At 73.5% G+C, this 15,289-nt stretch carries 15 protein-coding genes; 6 read left to right on the top strand and 9 right to left on the bottom strand.

What is annotated here, in order from left to right:
- Positions 1-8: 8 nt before the first annotated feature.
- From ectB to ACIQGV_RS30385, 3 genes are all read right to left on the bottom strand, one after another.
- On the bottom strand, positions 9-1,295 hold the full coding sequence (gene ectB, locus ACIQGV_RS30375; RefSeq protein ID WP_402499999.1) for a diaminobutyrate--2-oxoglutarate transaminase: 1,287 nt from the start codon (positions 1,293-1,295) through the stop codon (positions 9-11).
- Positions 1,296-1,308: 13 nt separating this feature from the next.
- A complete protein-coding gene (ectA, locus tag ACIQGV_RS30380; RefSeq protein ID WP_402500002.1) occupies positions 1,309-1,824 on the bottom strand; it encodes a diaminobutyrate acetyltransferase in 516 nt (171 codons plus the stop codon).
- A 280-nt stretch (positions 1,825-2,104) separates the two neighbouring features.
- On the bottom strand, positions 2,105-3,139 hold the full coding sequence (locus tag ACIQGV_RS30385) for a pyridoxal-phosphate-dependent aminotransferase family protein (RefSeq protein WP_402500005.1): 1,035 nt from the start codon (positions 3,137-3,139) through the stop codon (positions 2,105-2,107).
- Between the two features lie 175 nt (positions 3,140-3,314).
- On the opposite strand from ACIQGV_RS30385, the gene ACIQGV_RS30390 reads away from it, so the two are divergent.
- The 5 genes from ACIQGV_RS30390 to ACIQGV_RS30410 all read left to right on the top strand — a co-directional run bounded on the left by ACIQGV_RS30390 (position 3,315) and on the right by ACIQGV_RS30410 (position 8,096).
- Positions 3,315-4,160: a transporter substrate-binding domain-containing protein gene (locus tag ACIQGV_RS30390; RefSeq protein WP_402500007.1), complete on the top strand. Its 846-nt coding sequence runs from the start codon at positions 3,315-3,317 to the stop codon at positions 4,158-4,160.
- Positions 4,160-4,993, top strand: coding sequence for an amino acid ABC transporter permease (locus tag ACIQGV_RS30395; protein ID WP_402500009.1), 834 nt, complete (start codon positions 4,160-4,162; stop codon positions 4,991-4,993). The genes ACIQGV_RS30390 and ACIQGV_RS30395 overlap by 1 nt, the downstream gene beginning before the upstream one ends.
- Positions 4,990-5,778, top strand: coding sequence for an amino acid ABC transporter ATP-binding protein (locus ACIQGV_RS30400; protein ID WP_402500011.1), 789 nt, complete (start codon positions 4,990-4,992; stop codon positions 5,776-5,778). The genes ACIQGV_RS30395 and ACIQGV_RS30400 overlap by 4 nt, the downstream gene beginning before the upstream one ends.
- Before the next feature lie 21 nt (positions 5,779-5,799).
- Entirely contained in the window at positions 5,800-6,891 is a 1,092-nt protein-coding gene (locus ACIQGV_RS30405; protein ID WP_402500013.1) for an amidohydrolase family protein, read from the top strand.
- A gap of 287 nt (positions 6,892-7,178) precedes the next feature.
- Positions 7,179-8,096: an SCO1860 family LAETG-anchored protein gene (locus tag ACIQGV_RS30410; protein ID WP_402500015.1), complete on the top strand. Its 918-nt coding sequence runs from the start codon at positions 7,179-7,181 to the stop codon at positions 8,094-8,096.
- 66 nt (positions 8,097-8,162) lie between these two features.
- Here ACIQGV_RS30410 and cobC read toward each other — a convergent pair whose 3' ends face one another.
- From cobC to cobM, 6 genes are read right to left on the bottom strand one after another with little or no spacing between them, the layout of a single operon-like run.
- Positions 8,163-9,239 (bottom strand): Rv2231c family pyridoxal phosphate-dependent protein CobC, encoded by a 1,077-nt coding sequence (gene cobC, locus ACIQGV_RS30415; RefSeq protein WP_402500017.1) that lies wholly within the window; start codon positions 9,237-9,239, stop codon positions 8,163-8,165.
- The gene (locus ACIQGV_RS30420; RefSeq protein ID WP_402500019.1) at positions 9,229-10,140 is read right to left on the bottom strand and encodes a sirohydrochlorin chelatase; all 912 of its coding nucleotides are present in this window, start codon (positions 10,138-10,140) and stop codon (positions 9,229-9,231) included. The genes cobC and ACIQGV_RS30420 overlap by 11 nt, the downstream gene beginning before the upstream one ends.
- A complete protein-coding gene (locus ACIQGV_RS30425; protein ID WP_402500022.1) occupies positions 10,137-10,727 on the bottom strand; it encodes a precorrin-8X methylmutase in 591 nt (196 codons plus the stop codon). Before ACIQGV_RS30425 ends, ACIQGV_RS30420 begins: the two co-directional genes overlap by 4 nt.
- The gene (cobJ, locus tag ACIQGV_RS30430) at positions 10,724-12,406 is read right to left on the bottom strand and encodes a precorrin-3B C(17)-methyltransferase (protein WP_402500024.1); all 1,683 of its coding nucleotides are present in this window, start codon (positions 12,404-12,406) and stop codon (positions 10,724-10,726) included. The genes ACIQGV_RS30425 and cobJ overlap by 4 nt, the downstream gene beginning before the upstream one ends.
- Positions 12,403-13,635: a precorrin-6y C5,15-methyltransferase (decarboxylating) subunit CbiE gene (gene cbiE, locus ACIQGV_RS30435; protein WP_402500026.1), complete on the bottom strand. Its 1,233-nt coding sequence runs from the start codon at positions 13,633-13,635 to the stop codon at positions 12,403-12,405. The genes cobJ and cbiE overlap by 4 nt, the downstream gene beginning before the upstream one ends.
- Positions 13,632-14,450, bottom strand: a complete 819-nt coding sequence (cobM, locus tag ACIQGV_RS30440; RefSeq protein WP_402500029.1) for a precorrin-4 C(11)-methyltransferase — start codon at positions 14,448-14,450, stop codon at positions 13,632-13,634. The genes cbiE and cobM overlap by 4 nt, the downstream gene beginning before the upstream one ends.
- 90 nt (positions 14,451-14,540) lie before the next feature.
- On the opposite strand from cobM, the gene ACIQGV_RS30445 reads away from it, so the two are divergent.
- Positions 14,541-15,269: a ZIP family metal transporter gene (locus tag ACIQGV_RS30445; protein ID WP_402500031.1), complete on the top strand. Its 729-nt coding sequence runs from the start codon at positions 14,541-14,543 to the stop codon at positions 15,267-15,269.
- The last annotated feature ends 20 nt before the right edge of the window (positions 15,270-15,289 follow it).

Here is a 15,289-nt window from a genome sequence, read left to right on the forward strand (position 1 = left end):
CCTCCTGGTCAGACGGTGATGGCGGGGGCGGTCTCCCGGACGGCCCGGGCGAGGATCCTGAGGCCCTCGTCCAGTTCCTCCGGGGTGACGGTCAGCGCGGGCAGCAGCTTGACGACCTCGCTCTCGGGGCCGGACGTCTCGATCAGCAGCCCCAGTTCGAAGGCCCGCCGGGCGACCCGCCCGGCCCGCTCCTTGTCGTGGAACTCCATGCCCCACACCAGGCCGCGCCCGCGGTACTCGCGCACGTCGGCGAGGTTCTCCTCGGTGATCCCGATCAGGGCCTGCTCGACCTGCTCGCCGCGGGCGCGGGTCTGCTTCTCCATGGCGGAGCCGTCGGCCCAGTAGCTCTCCAGCGCGGCCGTGGCCGTGACGAAGGCCGGGTTGTTGCCGCGGAAGGTGCCGTTGTGCTCGCCCGGCTCCCACACGTCCAGCTCCGGCTTGAACAGGCACAGCGACATCGGCAGCCCGTAGCCGCTGATGGACTTGGAGACGGTGACGATGTCCGGCACGATGCCCGCCTCCTCGAAGGAGAAGAAGGCGCCGGTACGGCCGCAGCCCATCTGGATGTCGTCGACGATCAGCAGCATGTCCTGCCGCTCGCACAGCTCGGCGAGCGCCCGCAGCCACTCGGGGCGGGCGACGTTGATGCCGCCCTCGCCCTGCACGGTCTCCACGATCACCGCGGCGGGCTTGTTCAGCCCCGATCCCTGGTCCTCCAGCAGCCGCTCGAACCACAGGAAGTCGGGGACCGTGCCGTCGAAGTAGTTGTCGAACGGCATCGGCGTGCCGTGCACCAGCGGAATGCCGGCACCGGCCCGCTTGAAGGCGTTGCCGGTCACGGCGAGCGAGCCGAGCGACATCCCGTGGAAGGCGTTGGTGAACGACACGATCGCCTCGCGCCCCTTCACCTTCCGGGCCAGTTTCAGCGCCGACTCCACGGCGTTGGTGCCGGTCGGCCCCGGGAACATCACCTTGTACGGCAGGTCGCGCGGCCGCAGCACCAGGTCCTGGAAGGTCTGGAGGAAGCCGCGTTTGGCCGTCGTCGACATGTCGAGGCCGTGGGTGACGCCGTCGCGCTCCAGATAGTCGAGCAACGCGCGTTTGAGGACCGGGTTGTTGTGGCCGTAGTTCAGCGATCCCGCGCCGGCGAAGAAGTCGAGGTACTCATGGCCGTCCTCGTCGTACATACGGCTGCCGCGCGCGCGGTCGAAGACGGTGGGCCAGCCGCGGCAGTAGCTGCGCACCTCGGACTCAAGGGTCTCGAAGACGCTGAGGTCGGGCTGGGTGATGGTCACGACGAATCGCTCCTCAATGCGACGGATGGGTCAACGGGCCTATGCGGTAAAGGACTTCCGGGTCGTGCGGGCCGTCCGGGAACTGGGTCCGGTCGAACAGCACCTCGCGCTCGACACGGGCTCCGTGGCGCGCGGCGAACGAGGTGAACAGCCGCTCGGAGGCGCTGTTGCCCGGGGTGACGGTGGTCTCGACCCGGACGACCGCCCGCTCGGCGGCGACCCGTGCGACCAGCCCGTCCAGCAGCCGGGCCGCCAGGCCCCGGCCGCGGTGGCCGGGGTCCACGGCCACCTGCCACACGAGCAGGGTGCCCGGCCGGTCCGGCCGCAGGTACCCGGTCACGAAGCCCACCGGCTCCCCGGCGTCCCCGCGCGCCACCGCCGAGGTGCCGGCGAAGTCGCGGCACCACAGCAGATAGCTGTAGGACGAGTTCAGGTCGAGATTCCCGGATTCCTTGGCCAGCCGCCAGAGCGCGGCTCCGTCGGAAACCGCCGGTCGGTCTATGTGCAGGTCTGCTGGTGGGGCAGTCATGCGGATTGAATTTAGCGGCGTAAATTCAAAATTGCATCGTCGGGAGACCTTGGGTCCCGGCCGCATCCGTGTTATCACGCGAGCGCGAGATGAAAGCGGTTTGGTCCCATATGTACGTCACGAAACGCACATATGGGACCGATTGTGGAACGGATCACATGCTGAACAGGTGTCTGTCGCGTTCGCAGAATCTTCGCGTTTACCCACGGGACGAGCGGGCAGAAGAATACGGGCGACCACGGTGAATTGAATTATGGGAATCCGGTGGAATCGATTTCTCCTACAGGGCCTCGGAAAGCGCTCCGAGGCTTGCCTGGACGGCCTGAGGATCGGCGAAGGGCCCATAGTGGTTGACCCGGATCATCTCCGCGGCCAGGGCACCGCCGCCCGCCGCGAGCGGCGCCGACGGGTCGATCTCCAGCGCCCGGGCGACGACCTCCGAGGCGATCAGGCCGTCGCGCACCCGCAGAGTGGTGGCGACCGGCGCCGCGTCCCGGTCCTCGTGCACGTACGGCTCCAGCCCCGGCAGGTCCGCCACCCCCGCGCGCACCGCCCGCGCCGCGTCCCGGTGCCGGGCCATCACCGCGTACAGCCCCTCCGTCTCGATGCGCTCGACACACGCCTCCAGCGCCAGCATCTCCAGCTGCGCCGGAGCGTGCAGCAGCGCCCTGCGGCCGCCGTCGATCCAGCGCTCCTTCCAGTCCAGCAGGGACAGATAGGAGCGGCGCGGCGCCTGCGGGTTCGCCGCCATCCGGGCCCAGGCGCGCTCGCTCACGGACACCGCCGACACGCCCGCGGGCCCGCCCATCGCCTTCTGTGCGCCGATCACGCACAGGTCCACGCCCCATGCGTCCGGCAGCACCGGCTCCGCGCCCACGGAGGCGACGGCGTCCAGGTAGAACAGCGCGCCCTGCTCGCGCACCGCCTCACCGATCTCGGCGACCGGGTTGGTGTTGCCGGTCGCCGCCTCCGCGTGCACCAGCGACACGAAGTCGATCTCCGGGTGCCGGGCGAAGGCGTCCCGGATCTGCGCGGCGGTGACCGCCGTGCGGAACGGCACGGCCAGGTCGATCACCGTCGCGCCGCAGTCCCGCAGCCAGTCGCCGAAGGTCTGCCCGTACGGGCCGGTGATCACGTTCAGCGCGACCGTGCCCGGACCCGCGGTGCCCCGGATCGCGCCCTCCAGCGGCAGCAGCGCCTCGCCCTGCATGATCACGACGTCCTGCCGGGTCTCCAGCAGCCGCGCCACCCGGTCCTCGATCGAGGCGAACCGTTCGGCACTCAGCGGGGCGAGGTCCAGGAAGGGGTGGGTCACGGCGTGGCTCTCTTCACTAGAGGGGCGGCTCCGTCGAGCCTAGGGCCTGTGGGACGGACCGCCGGTCACCGTGGAGTTCTTAGGCCGGACGGCCGCCGGACCATGGGAATGATTTGAGAGACTCAAACATTTCCTTATAATCGGAACGCATCGTTCTCTCTCAGGAGGTCCACCCGTGAACACCGTCCTCGGCCGCCGGGCCCGCGCCCTGGCCGCCATCACCGCGACGGCCGGGCTGGTCCTCGTGGCCGGCTGCTCCTCCGACGACGACGGCGGAAGCGGTTCGAAGACCGCGGCCGGCGGCGTCGAGCTGGTCAAGGCCGGACAGCTCACCACCTGCACCCATCTGCCCTACCCGCCGTTCCAGTCGGAGATCGACGGCAAGGTGCAGGGCTTCGACGTCGCGCTGATCGACCTCGTCGCCGCCGACCTCGGCGTCGAGCAGCAGATCCTGGACACGCCGTTCGAGAACTTCAAGACCGGCGCCTTCCTCAACGCCGGCGAGTGCGACCTGGCCGCGGCCGGTATGACCATCACCGACGAGCGCAAGAAGAACGTCGACTTCTCCGACCCCTATTTCGAGGCCACCCAGGCCGTCCTGGTCGACAAGAAGAGCGGCATCCGGTCCTTCGCGGACCTGGAGGGCCGCAAGGTCGGCGCCCAGGCGCAGACCACCGGCGAGGACTACGCCAAGAGCAAGGGCCTGGACCCGGTCTCCTTCGAGTCCTCCGACGCCGTCATCAACGGCCTGCGCACCGGCCAGGTCGAGGCCGTCGTCATCGACTACCCCGTCGTCCAGGGCTGGCTGAAGGACAAGGCCAACGCCGACGCCTTCGAGGTCGCCGAGCAGATCAACACCGGCGAGCAGTACGGCTTCACGGTGAAGAAGGGCAACACCCAGCTGCGCGAGGCCATCGACAAGGCCCTCGCGGACGCCAAGGCCGACGGCACCTACAAGAAGCTCTACGAGCAGTGGATCGGCCCGTACGACGACTCCGCCGCCTCCCCGGCCGCGTCCTGATGGCCGACACGGACGTACAGCTCCAGCCGAGGAAGAAGGGCCTGACCCGGCGGCAGAAGCAGCGGCTGTCACGGGGCACGCAGTACGTGCTCTTCGTCGCGGCCGTGGTCGCCGTCGCGGTCGCGGCCGACTGGGGCCGGCTGAAGAACCAGTTCGCGCAGGGCGACATCGCCCGGGAGATGTTCCCGGACGTCATCACGCTGGCGCTGAAGAACACCGTGCTCTACACCCTGTCCGGCTTCGCCGTCGGACTGGTGCTCGGCATGGTCGTCGCGCTGATGCGGCTGTCGTCCGTGGGCCCCTACCGCTGGGTCGCCGGCGTCTACATCGAGATCTTCCGCGGCCTGCCCGCGCTGCTGATCTTCATCTTCATCGGTGTGGCGGTGCCGCTCGCCTTCCCCGGCACCGAGATCCCGGGCGGCACCTACGGCAAGGTCGCCCTCGCGCTCGGCCTGGTGGCCGCCGCGTACATGGCGGAGACCTTCCGGGCGGGCATCCAGGCCGTGCCCAAGGGGCAGATGGAGGCCGCCCGCTCGCTGGGCTTCTCGCCCGCCCGGGCCATGGTCTCGATCATCCTGCCGCAGGCGTTCCGGATCATCCTGCCGCCGCTCACCAACGAACTCGTCCTGCTCTTCAAGGACTCCTCGCTGGTGCTCTTCCTCGGCGTCACCCTGGAGGAGCGCGAACTGTCCAAGTACGGCCGGGACCTGGCCAGCCAGACCGCCAACTCCACCCCGATCCTCGTCGCCGGCCTGTGCTACCTGCTGGTGACCGTCCCGCTCGGCTTCGTCGTACGCCGTATGGAGGCCAAGGCCCAGGAGGCCGTCAAGTGAGCCGACCCGAGATCGAGATCCGCGGTCTGCACAAGTCCTTCGGCACCAACGAGGTGCTGCGCGGCATCGACCTGGAGATCCGCCAGGGCGAGGTCGTCTGTGTCATCGGCCCCTCCGGCTCCGGCAAGTCCACGCTGCTGCGCTGCGTGAACCTGCTGGAGGAGCCGGGCAGGGGCCAGGTCTTCGTCGGCGGCACCGAGGTGACCGACCCGGACGTCGACATCGACGCCGTGCGCCGCCGCATCGGCATGGTCTTCCAGCAGTTCAACCTCTTCCCGCACCTGACGGTGACCGAGAACCTCACGCTGCCGCAGCGCCGGGTCCTGCGGCGGGGCAAGGCGGACGCCGCCCGGGTCGCCGCCGAGAACCTGGAGCGGGTGGGCCTCGCCGAGAAGGCCGGCGCCTACCCGTCCTCCCTCTCCGGCGGCCAGCAGCAGCGGGTGGCGATCGCCCGCGCGCTCGCCATGGGCCCCGAGGTGATGCTCTTCGACGAGCCGACCTCGGCCCTGGACCCGGAGCTGGTCGGGGACGTGCTCGCGGTCATGCGGATGCTCGCCGACGAGGGCATGACGATGATGGTCGTCACCCACGAGATGACGTTCGCCCGTGAGGTCGCCGACCGGGTCGTCTTCATGGACGGCGGGGTGATCGTCGAGGACGGCAGCCCCGAGCAGGTCGTCGCCCGGCCCCGCCACGAACGCACCCGCCACTTCCTGTCCCGGCTGCTCGACCCGGCGATGGCCGAGGTGCAGGAGACCGGCGACCGGGTGAGCAAGGACGACTGAGGCATCACTATCGTGCGGTGCATGAGCGAACACGCGGTGCTGCACGTGAAGGGCCGGATCCTCGTCGGTCCCGACGAGGCCCGGGACGAACTGTGGGTCGTCGGCGGGCGGATCTCCTACGACCGCCCCGCCGGCGCCCGCGACGTGCGCACCGTCGAGGGCTGGGCACTGCCCGGCCTGGTCGACGCGCACTGCCACGTGGGCCTGGACGCCCACGGCGCGGTCCCCGCGGAGGAGGCCGAGAAGCAGGCGCTCACCGACCGCGAGGCGGGCACCCTGCTGATCCGTGACGCGGGGTCGCCCTCCGACACCCGCTGGGTCGACGACCGCGAGGACCTGCCGAAGATCATCCGGGCGGGCCGGCACATCGCCCGAACCCGCCGCTACATCCGCAACTACGCCCATGAGATCGAGCCCGGCGACCTCGTCGCGTACGTCGCCCGGGAGGCCCGGCGCGGCGACGGCTGGGTGAAGCTGGTCGGCGACTGGATCGACCGCGAGGCGGGCGACCTGACCGCCTGCTGGCCGCGCGGGGCGGTGGAGGAGGCCATCGCCGAGGCCCACCGGCTGGGCGCGCGGGTGACGGCCCACTGCTTCGCCACGGACTCCCTGCGCGACCTCGTCGAGGCGGGCATCGACTGCATCGAGCACGCGACGGGTCTCACCGAGGACCTGATCCCGCTGTTCGCCGAACGCGGCGTCGCGATCGTGCCGACCCTCGTCAACATCGCGACCTTCCCGCGGCTCGCCGCCGGCGGCGAGAGCAAGTTCCCGCGCTGGTCGGCCCATATGCGCCGGCTCCACGAGCGCCGCTACGACACCGTCCGCGGCGCCTACGACGCCGGCATCCCGGTCTACGTCGGCACCGACGCCGGCGGCTCCCTCCCGCACGGCCTGGTCGCCGAGGAGGTCGCCGAACTGGTCACCGCCGGCATCCCCCCGCTCGACGCCCTCGCGGCGACGGCCTGGTCCGCCCGCGCCTGGCTCGGCCGGCCCGGCCTGGAGGAGGGCGCCCCGGCCGACCTCGTCGTCTACGGCTCCGACCCCCGGGCCGACGTGCGGGTGCTCGCCGCGCCGCGACGGGTCGTGCTGAACGGACGGGTGACGGGCTGAGCCGGACCGCGGGGCCGCTCCCCGCGTGACCGGGCCGCGCCGTGTTCGTGCGTGACCGGGCCCGGCGGCCGTCGTTGTGCACCCCCGTCCGCGCGCCGCCCGCCCGACCTGCGTGTCCGCTTCCCGGGCTCCTGTGGGTGACGGCCGGGAACATCCATACCGGAGGAATCGAATGCGCGGCCGGAAACCCCACGATGGGGTGAAGTGACACAGGATCGCCGCCCGTTCACTCTCAGTGCGTAATTCTTACGGGGTCCCGAGCACGTCTCCTCTGGGGGTCCCACACAGTGAACGGCACCTATGCCCGCATGCCCGCACGCAGATTCGCCGCCCTCGCGACGGCCACCGCCCTGGCCGCCGGTCCCGCGGCCCTGGCCGGTGCGGGCCCCGCCCACGCGACCCCCGACCAGGGCCGCGCCGGCGCCGTCGTCCTGCGCACCGGGCTCGACGTGGCCCTGCTCGACAAGACCGTGGACGTCCCCCTCGCGGTCTCGCTGAACGAGGTGCAGGCGCCGCAGAGCGCCGAGAAGACCGCGCTGACGGCGCAGCTGGACGGCGTCGACGGCGGCAGGCCCTTCAGCGTGCTGAGCGCCGAGGTCGCCGAGGCCGAGGCGACCGTCACCGCGCAGAAGGCCGAGGGCCGCACCCGCCTCGCCCACGCGAAGCTGCACGTCCCCGGCCTGCCCCTGCTGTCCGTGATCGAGGTGGAGGACGTCACCTCCAGCGCGGTCTGCGCGAGCGGCGGCGCCCCGGTCGCCGAGGCGAACGTCCTCGGCTCGGTCACCGTCCTCGGCAAGCGGGTCACCCTCACCGCGGGCGGCACGACCGACGTGAAGGTGCCCGGTGTCGGCGAGGTCCGCCTGGACCTGTCGAAGCGGGAGACCACGTCCCGCACCGCCGCCGCCACCGCCCTCGAACTGAACATCTCCATCGACCCGCTGAAGCTCAACGTGGCCGAGGTCGAGGGCTCCCTGACCCTCGCCGAGTCCACCTGCGAGACCCCGCAGACGCAGGTCCGGGAGACCGACCCGTCCCCGGCCCCTTCGGCGTCCCCCGTCACCCAGGCGAAGCCCCAGGGCGGCACCGACGAGGCGGGCCTCGCGGAGACGGGAGGCAGCTCGCTCACGCCCTACGTGGCGGGCGGCGCGGTGGCGCTGCTCCTGGCGGGCGGGGGAGCGGTGATGCTGTCCCGCCGCCGCGGCTGACAGCAAGGACGACGCCCCTGCCCACCGCGACAGGCGGGCGGGGGCGCGGCACCCCGCCCCGGCGGCTCAGGCCAGGGCGGTCCTCAGGGCGTCGAGGAACCCGGTCATGGTCGCCCGGTCCCGTACGGCGATCCGCAGCCAGTCGGCGTCCAGCCCGGGGAAGGTGTCGCCGCGCCGCACCGCGTGGCCCAGCTCGCGCAGCCGGGCCCGCACCCGCGGAGCGCCGGGCACCCGCACCAGCACGAACGGCCCCTCGGCGGGCCCCGCCACCCGCACACCGGCCCCGGCGAACTCCGCCAGCCCGGCCAGCAGATGGGCCCGGTCCGCCGCGGCGCGATGCGCCGCATGGGCCGCCTCCGCGAGGGCCCGCGGCGCGACACACGCCTGAGCGGCGGCCAGCGCGGGCGAGGACACCGGCCACAGCGGCTGCGCCCGCTCCAGCGCGGCGACCGTCTCCGGCTCCGCCAGCACGTACCCGATGCGCAGCCCGGCGAGCCCCCAGGTCTTCGTCAGACTCCGCAGCACCACCAGCCCCGGCACGTCCGTCCGCCCGGCCAGCGCCTCCCGCTCACCCGGCACCGCGTCCATGAACGCCTCGTCGACGACCAGCGTCCGCCCCGGACGGGCCAGCCGCACCACGGTCTCCGCGGGATGCAGCACCGACGTCGGATTCGTCGGATTGCCGATCACCACCAGGTCCGCGCCCTCCGGCACCAGACCCGGATCCAGCCGGAACCCGTCCGCCTCCCGCAGCAGCACCCGGTCCACGGTGTGCCCGGCGTCCCGCAGCGCGGCCTCCGGCTCCGTGAACTGCGGATGCACCACCACCGGCCGGCGCACCTTCAGCGCCCGCGCCAGCAGCACGAACGCCTCCGCGGCACCCGCCGTGAGCAGCACCCGCTCCGGCCCGACCCCGTGCCGGTCCGCGACCGCCGCCCGGGCCGCGCGGCCGTCGGGATAGGCCGCGAGACCGGCCAGCGACCCGGCGATCACCTCCCGCAGCCACCCGGGCGGAGTGTCCGCGCGGACGTTGACGGCCAGGTCCACCAGTCCCGCGCCGCCGTCCCGGACCTCCGCGTCCCCGTGGTGCCGCAGATCGTGCCCGGCGCCGTCCGCGCAGTCCGCCCGGTCCTCAGTGGGCATGCGCGTGCCCACCGTGATGGTGATGCCCGTGCCCGTGGTGGTGACCGTCGTCGTCCGGGTGGAAGTGCGGCTGCTGCGGCATCCCCACCTTGTCCTCGAAGCCCGGCAGCGCGATCCGGTACACGCACGAGTCGCAGTTCATCCGCAGATCGCCCTTCACCGCCTCCTCGTACCGCTCCGTCACCAGGTCCAGCAGCTCCGGCTCCGGTCCGATGACGTCGGCCGAACGGACCTCGGCCTCCGGGTGCGCGTCGGCCCAGGCCCGCGTCTGCTCCCGCACACGGTCCGGCAGGATGCCCGTGAACAGGAAGTAGGGCAGGACGACGATCCGCCGCGCCCCCAGCTTCAGGCACCGCTCCAGCCCGCCGGGCACGTCCGGCGCCGCGAGCGACACGAACGCCGTCTCCACGCCCGCGTAGCCACGGCCCTCCCAGAACAGCCGCGCCGCCTTGTGCACCTCGGCGTTGGCGTCCGGGTCGGTGGAACCGCGCCCGACCAGCAGCACCGTCACCTCGGAGCGGTCCCAGTCCCCGAGCACCGCCTCGACCCGCCGCTCCAGCACCCGCAGCAGCGACGGGTGCGGACCCAGCGGACGGCCGTAGGTGTACGAGATCCCGGGGTGCCGCTCCTTCTCCCGGGCCAGCGCCGCCGGGATGTCGCCCTTGGCGTGCCCGGCGGACACCAGCATCAGCGGCACCGCCGCGAACCGCCGTACGCCCCGCTCGACCAGCTCGGTCACCGCCTCGCCCAGCGGCGGCGGGGACAGCTCGATGAAGCCGCCCGCCACGGGCAGTTCGGGGTGGCGGCGGCCCAGCTCCCGCACGAAGTCGCGGAACGCCTCCGCTCCGGCGTCGTCCCGGGTGCCGTGGCCGGCGATCAGCAGGGCGGGCGGGGTGGTCACAGGGTCTCCTTCGACTGCGGAACGGGGTGGTACAGAAGGGCGTTGAGCGCGGCCGAGGCCACCGCCGAACCGCCCTTCTCGGACACGTTGCTGACAGCGGGCAGCCCGCTCTCGCGCAACGCGGCCTTGGACTCGACCGCGCCGACGAAGCCGACGGGCAGCCCGATGACGAGGGCCGGGGACGCGTCCAGCGCCAGCAGCTCCTCCAGCGCGGTCGGCGCGTTGCCGATCACCCAGAGCGCACCCGGGCCGACCTGCTCGAACGCCAGCCGGATCGCGTGCGCCGAGCGGGTCAGACCCGGCCCGGCCACGGCGTCCCCGAGCCGGCACACCGACGCGCGGCGGGTGATGCCCGCCGCGACCATCTGCACGTCCACGACGACCGGCGCCCCGGAGTGCAGCGCGGCGTGCGCCGTCTCCAGCTCGCCCTCGTCCATGACGAGATCGTCCGCGTACTCCAGGTCCGCGGCGGAGTGGATCACCCGCTCCGTCACCGCCCGGGTCAGCGGCGCGAGGTGCGAGGTGTCCAGCCGGGCACGCAGCCGCCGGTAGGACTCCACCTCGATGGGATGGACGACACGGTTCACTTCGGCTCCTCCTGCCAGCGGTAGCCGCGCGGGGTCACCATGCGCCCCGCGATGTTCCGGGTCGCGGTGTTGCCCACCGTGACCACCGTCATCATGTCGACCGTCGCCGGGTCGAGTTCACCGAGCGCGGTGACCCGGCTCGACTCGTCCGCGCGCGACGCGTTGCGCACCACACCGACCGGTGTCGCGGGCGCCCGGTGCTCGGCGAGGATGCCCAGCGCCTTCGGCAGCTGCCAGTCACGGCCCCGCGAACGGGGGTTGTAGAACGTGACGACGAGGTCCGCCTCGGCCGCCGCCCGCACCCGCCGCTCGATGACCTCCCACGGCGTGTGCAGGTCGGAGAGGCTGATCGACACATGGTCGTGGCCCAGCGGCGCGCCCAGGATCGCCCCGGCCGCCAGCGCGGCCGTCACACCCGGCACCCCCACCACGTCGATGTCGTCGGACGCCTCCGCCAGCGCCGGCGACGCCATGGCGTACACGCCCGCGTCACCGCTGCCGATCAGCGCGACCGCCCGGCCCTGACGGGCCTCGGCGACGGCCGTGCGGGCCCGCTCCTCCTCGGCGCCGAGACCCGACTCCAGGATCCGGGTGCCCGGCCGCAGCAGATCGCGGATCTGGTCGACGTACTGGTCGAGCCCGACCAGCACCGACGCCCGCCGCAGCTCCGCCTTCGCCCGCGGGGTCAGCAGATCCCGGGCGCCCGGCCCGAGCCCCACCACCGCGAGCCGCCCGCGCCCCGGCCGCCGTACGACGGCACAGGTCGCCATCGCCGGGCTCGCCCCGGACTTCCGCTTGGGCACCAGCAGTTCGCCCCCGCCGATCAGCGCGGCGGCCTCCGCCACGGACGGCGTCCCCACCGCGGCCAGCGGCGCGTCCGAGGGGTTGGGCACCTCCACCGCGGCCAGCGCGTCCGCCGGGTACGTCACCAGCGGCACCCCGAGCCGCTCGGCGGCCAGGGCGATGCCCGGCTCCTGCGCCTTGGCGTCCACGGTGGCCAGCTCGGCGACACTGTCCGGCGACAGCCCCGCCTCCCGGAGCGTCTGCGCGATCAGCCCGAGAACCTCCTCCACGGGCGCCCCCCTGGACGCGCCGACCCCGACGACCAGCGTCGGCGGACGCAGCAGCACCTCCCCGGCCCCCGCCGCGCCCGCCCGGTCGGTCACCCGGACCCGCCGGGTCCCCCCGGCCCCGAACGGCAGCGGCGGCAGCGGCCACGCCACCTCCGCCTCCAGCGCGACCGGCTCACCGTCCAGCAGCGCCCGCGTCACCCCGGCGACATCGCCCTCGTGGGGCAGCCCGAGGGTGTCCAGGCCCGGGATGCCGACCGCGTCCGTCGCCGTCGTCACCACCGGCACGGCCGCCAGCGACTCGCCCACCTCACGGGCGAGTTCGTTGGCACCGCCGCCGTGCCCGCCGAGCAGCGCCACGGCGAACCGCCCGCCCTCGTCCACGCACACCACACCCGGGTCGGCCGCCTTGCCGCCCAGCAGCGGCGCCACCAGCCGGACCACGGCCCCCGTGGCCAGGAAGCACACGAGCTGCTCGCACTCCGCGAACGCCCGCCGCACGGCGTCGGCGACGGGACCGTCGTACACCCGCGTCCGCTCCGGCCACGCCGCGGCCAGCCGGTCGCGTGCCGCCGCCCCCGCCGCGGTGGCGGAAATGAGGCCGATCACTGGGCAACTCCTTCACTACGGGCCGCGGGACGCACGCCCCACAGCAGGAAAACGGGATTGGCCGCCGCCAGCCGGGTCACCTCACCCGGCAGCGGAGCCAGCCGCGACGACTGCAGCAGCACGCCGTCGCAGACGAGACCGGCACCTGTGAGCGCCGCCCGAGCCGCCGGGACCCGGTCGAGCGCGGCCAGCGCGACCACCACCGTCCGCCGGGCCCGCCGCGCGCACGCGGTGACCACGGCCGCCAGCTCCTGCCCGCCGCCGCCCACGAACACGGCGTCGGGCTCGTCCAGATCGGACAGCACCGTCGGCGCCGCCCCGTGCACCACCTGCACGTCCACACCGTGCGCGGCGGCGTTGGCGCGCACGCGCCCCACCCCGTCCACGGTCTTCTCCACGGCCGTCACCGCGGCCCCGAGCCGCGCGCACTCCACGGCCACCGACCCCGATCCCGCACCGACGTCCCACACCAGGTCGCCCGGCCGCGGCCCCAGCCGGGCCAGGGCCAGCGCCCGCACCTCGAACTTCGTGATCATCGAGTCGCGGTGGGCGAACGCGTCCTCCGCCAGCGCCCATCCGGCCGGCGGCACGGGCAGCCCGGCGTGCGCGCGCACCGGGCCGAGCGCCCGCCGCTCGTCCAGGCACAGCACCACACTCACCGCGGACCCCCAGTCACGGGCCGCCGCCTCGGCGGGCGTGACCCGCTCCAGCCGTTCCCCGGCGGAGCCCAGCGCGGTCGCGACGACCAGGACCCGGTCGTACGCCCGCAGCGCCGCACCCAGCTCGGCCGGCCCGGCCCCCGGCCCGGTCAGCACCGCCACCTTCGGGAAGGCCCGGCAGACGTTGACGGCCGTCCTCGGCTCCCTCCCGTGCGCGCTGACCACCACCGCGTCCTCCCACGGCAGCCCGGCCCGCGCGAACGCGGCCGCCACCGAGGACACGCCCGGCGTGATGTCGAGCAGCTCCGGCCCGAACCGCTCCGCCAGCGCCCGTACGATCCCGAAGAACCCGGGGTCGCCGGAGGCCAGCACGACCACGGGCCGCTCCTCGGCGACGTACTTCCCGATCGTGTCCAGCGCCGGGGCCAGCGGGCCCAGCACCACCTGCTCGGCCGACCCGGGCGGCCGGACCGCCTCCAGATGCCGCCGTCCGCCCACGACCAGCTCGGCCCCCGCCAGGACGTCCGCGGGGGCCGGGGCCCCGGTCCCCGTGCCGACGACCCTGATCATGTGGAGGCACCCCGCTCGCGCAGCGCCCTGCGGGCCTCCGGGTCGGCCTTGCGGTAGCCGTGGAAGTGCCCCGGGTGGTACAGGTGCGAGCGCGTGCCGTGCGCGTCGAGCGCCGGACCCACCAGGAACAGCGTGTGCTTCCAGAGCCTGTACTCCTTGACCGTCTCCTCCAGCGTGCCGATCGTGCACTTCACGACCAGCTCCTCCGGCCAGGTCGCCTGGTACGCCACGACGACCGGCGTGGACGTCGGGTAGCCGCCCTCCAGCAGCTCCCGCACCAGCTGGCCGCTGCGGGCCGCCGACAGGAACACCGCCATGGTGGTGCCGTGCCGGGCGAACTCCCGGACCTCCTCACCGGGCGGCATCGGCGTCTTGCCGCCGCCCAGCCGGGTCAGCACCACCGACTGCGCCACCTCCGGGATGGTCAGCTCCCGCTGCGCGAGCGCGGCGACCGCCGAGAACGACGACACGCCCGGCACGATCTCGGTCGCGATGCCGATCTCCGCGCACCGGTCGACCTGCTCCTGGGTGCCGCCCCACAGCGCGGGGTCGCCGGAGTGGATCCGGGCCACCTTCAGGCCCTCCGCGGCGGCACGCCGGTACACGGCGACCACGTCCTCCAGCGACATCTGCGCGGAGTCCAGGATCTCCGCGCCCTCACGCGCGTGGTCGAGGACCTCCTCCTGCACCAGGCTCGCGGCCCAGATCACGACGTCGGCCTCGGCGATCGCGCGCGCGGCCCGGAACGTCAGCAGATCGGCGGCGCCGGGGCCTGCACCGACGAAGGTCACCTTGCCGGTGGGGGCTACGGCCATGGGAATCGGTCCTCTCCTGCGTACGTGATGTCACTGCGGTTGTTCGTGGCGGATGTGCGGCGGTGCCGCCCGATCCGGTAGCAAGGGGCCATGGCGGTCCTTGTCGCGCTCGGCGCGTTCCTCATGACGCTGGCCGGAGGCTGGACGGCGGGCCGTGTCACCGACCGCCGTCATCTGGTGCTCGGCCTGGCCGGCGGCCTGATGCTGGGCGTCGTCGGACTCGATCTGCTGCCCGAGGCACTGGAGGCGGCGGACACCGAGGTGTTCGCCGTCCCCGCGGCCCTGCTGCTGTTCGTGGCCGGTTTCCTGTTCGCCCATACGGTGGAACGTCTGCTGGCCGGCCGGTCGGCCGCGCACGGCGCCGACGAGCACGGGCACCGCACCCCCGAGGTGGGGCTGACGGCGGCCGGCGCGATGGTGCTGCACAGCGCCATGGACGGAGTCGCGATCGGTGCGGCGTTCCAGGTCGGCGGCGGCATGGGAGCGGCCGTCGCCGTGGCGGTGATCGCCCACGACTTCGCGGACGGCTTCAACACCTTCACCCTGACGACCCTGTACGGCAACGCCCGCCGCCGGGCGGTCGCGATGCTGGTCGCGGACGCGGCGGCCCCGGTGGTGGGCGCGGCCGCGGCCTCGTTCGTCACCGTCCCCGAGCCGGTCCTCGGCGGCTATCTCGGCTTCTTCGGCGGCGCGCTGCTCTATCTCGCCGCGGCCGAGATCCTGCCCGAGGCCCATCACGCCCACCCGGCCCGCTCGACGCTGCTGTGCACGGTCGCGGGCGCGGGGTTCATCTGGCTGGTGGTGGGCCTGGCCGAGTGACCCGGCCCCCGGCGGACGGG

The sequence above is a fragment of the Streptomyces sp. NPDC093094 genome (assembly GCF_044754345.1).
Lineage (GTDB): Bacteria > Actinomycetota > Actinomycetes > Streptomycetales > Streptomycetaceae > Streptomyces.

Bases quoted from the DNA above. Each gene is read 5' to 3' on its own strand.
- ectA (WP_402500002.1), bottom strand. From the start codon at position 1,824: ATGACTGCCCCACCAGCAGACCTGCACATAGACCGACCGGCGGTTTCC.
- ACIQGV_RS30395 (WP_402500009.1), top strand. From the start codon at position 4,160: ATGGCCGACACGGACGTACAGCTCCAGCCGAGGAAGAAGGGCCTGACC.
- ACIQGV_RS30405 (WP_402500013.1), top strand. From the start codon at position 5,800: ATGAGCGAACACGCGGTGCTGCACGTGAAGGGCCGGATCCTCGTCGGT.
- cobC (WP_402500017.1), bottom strand. From the start codon at position 9,239: ATGCCCACTGAGGACCGGGCGGACTGCGCGGACGGCGCCGGGCACGAT.
- cbiE (WP_402500026.1), bottom strand. From the start codon at position 13,635: ATGATCAGGGTCGTCGGCACGGGGACCGGGGCCCCGGCCCCCGCGGAC.
- cobM (WP_402500029.1), bottom strand. From the start codon at position 14,450: ATGGCCGTAGCCCCCACCGGCAAGGTGACCTTCGTCGGTGCAGGCCCC.
- ACIQGV_RS30445 (WP_402500031.1), top strand. From the start codon at position 14,541: ATGGCGGTCCTTGTCGCGCTCGGCGCGTTCCTCATGACGCTGGCCGGA.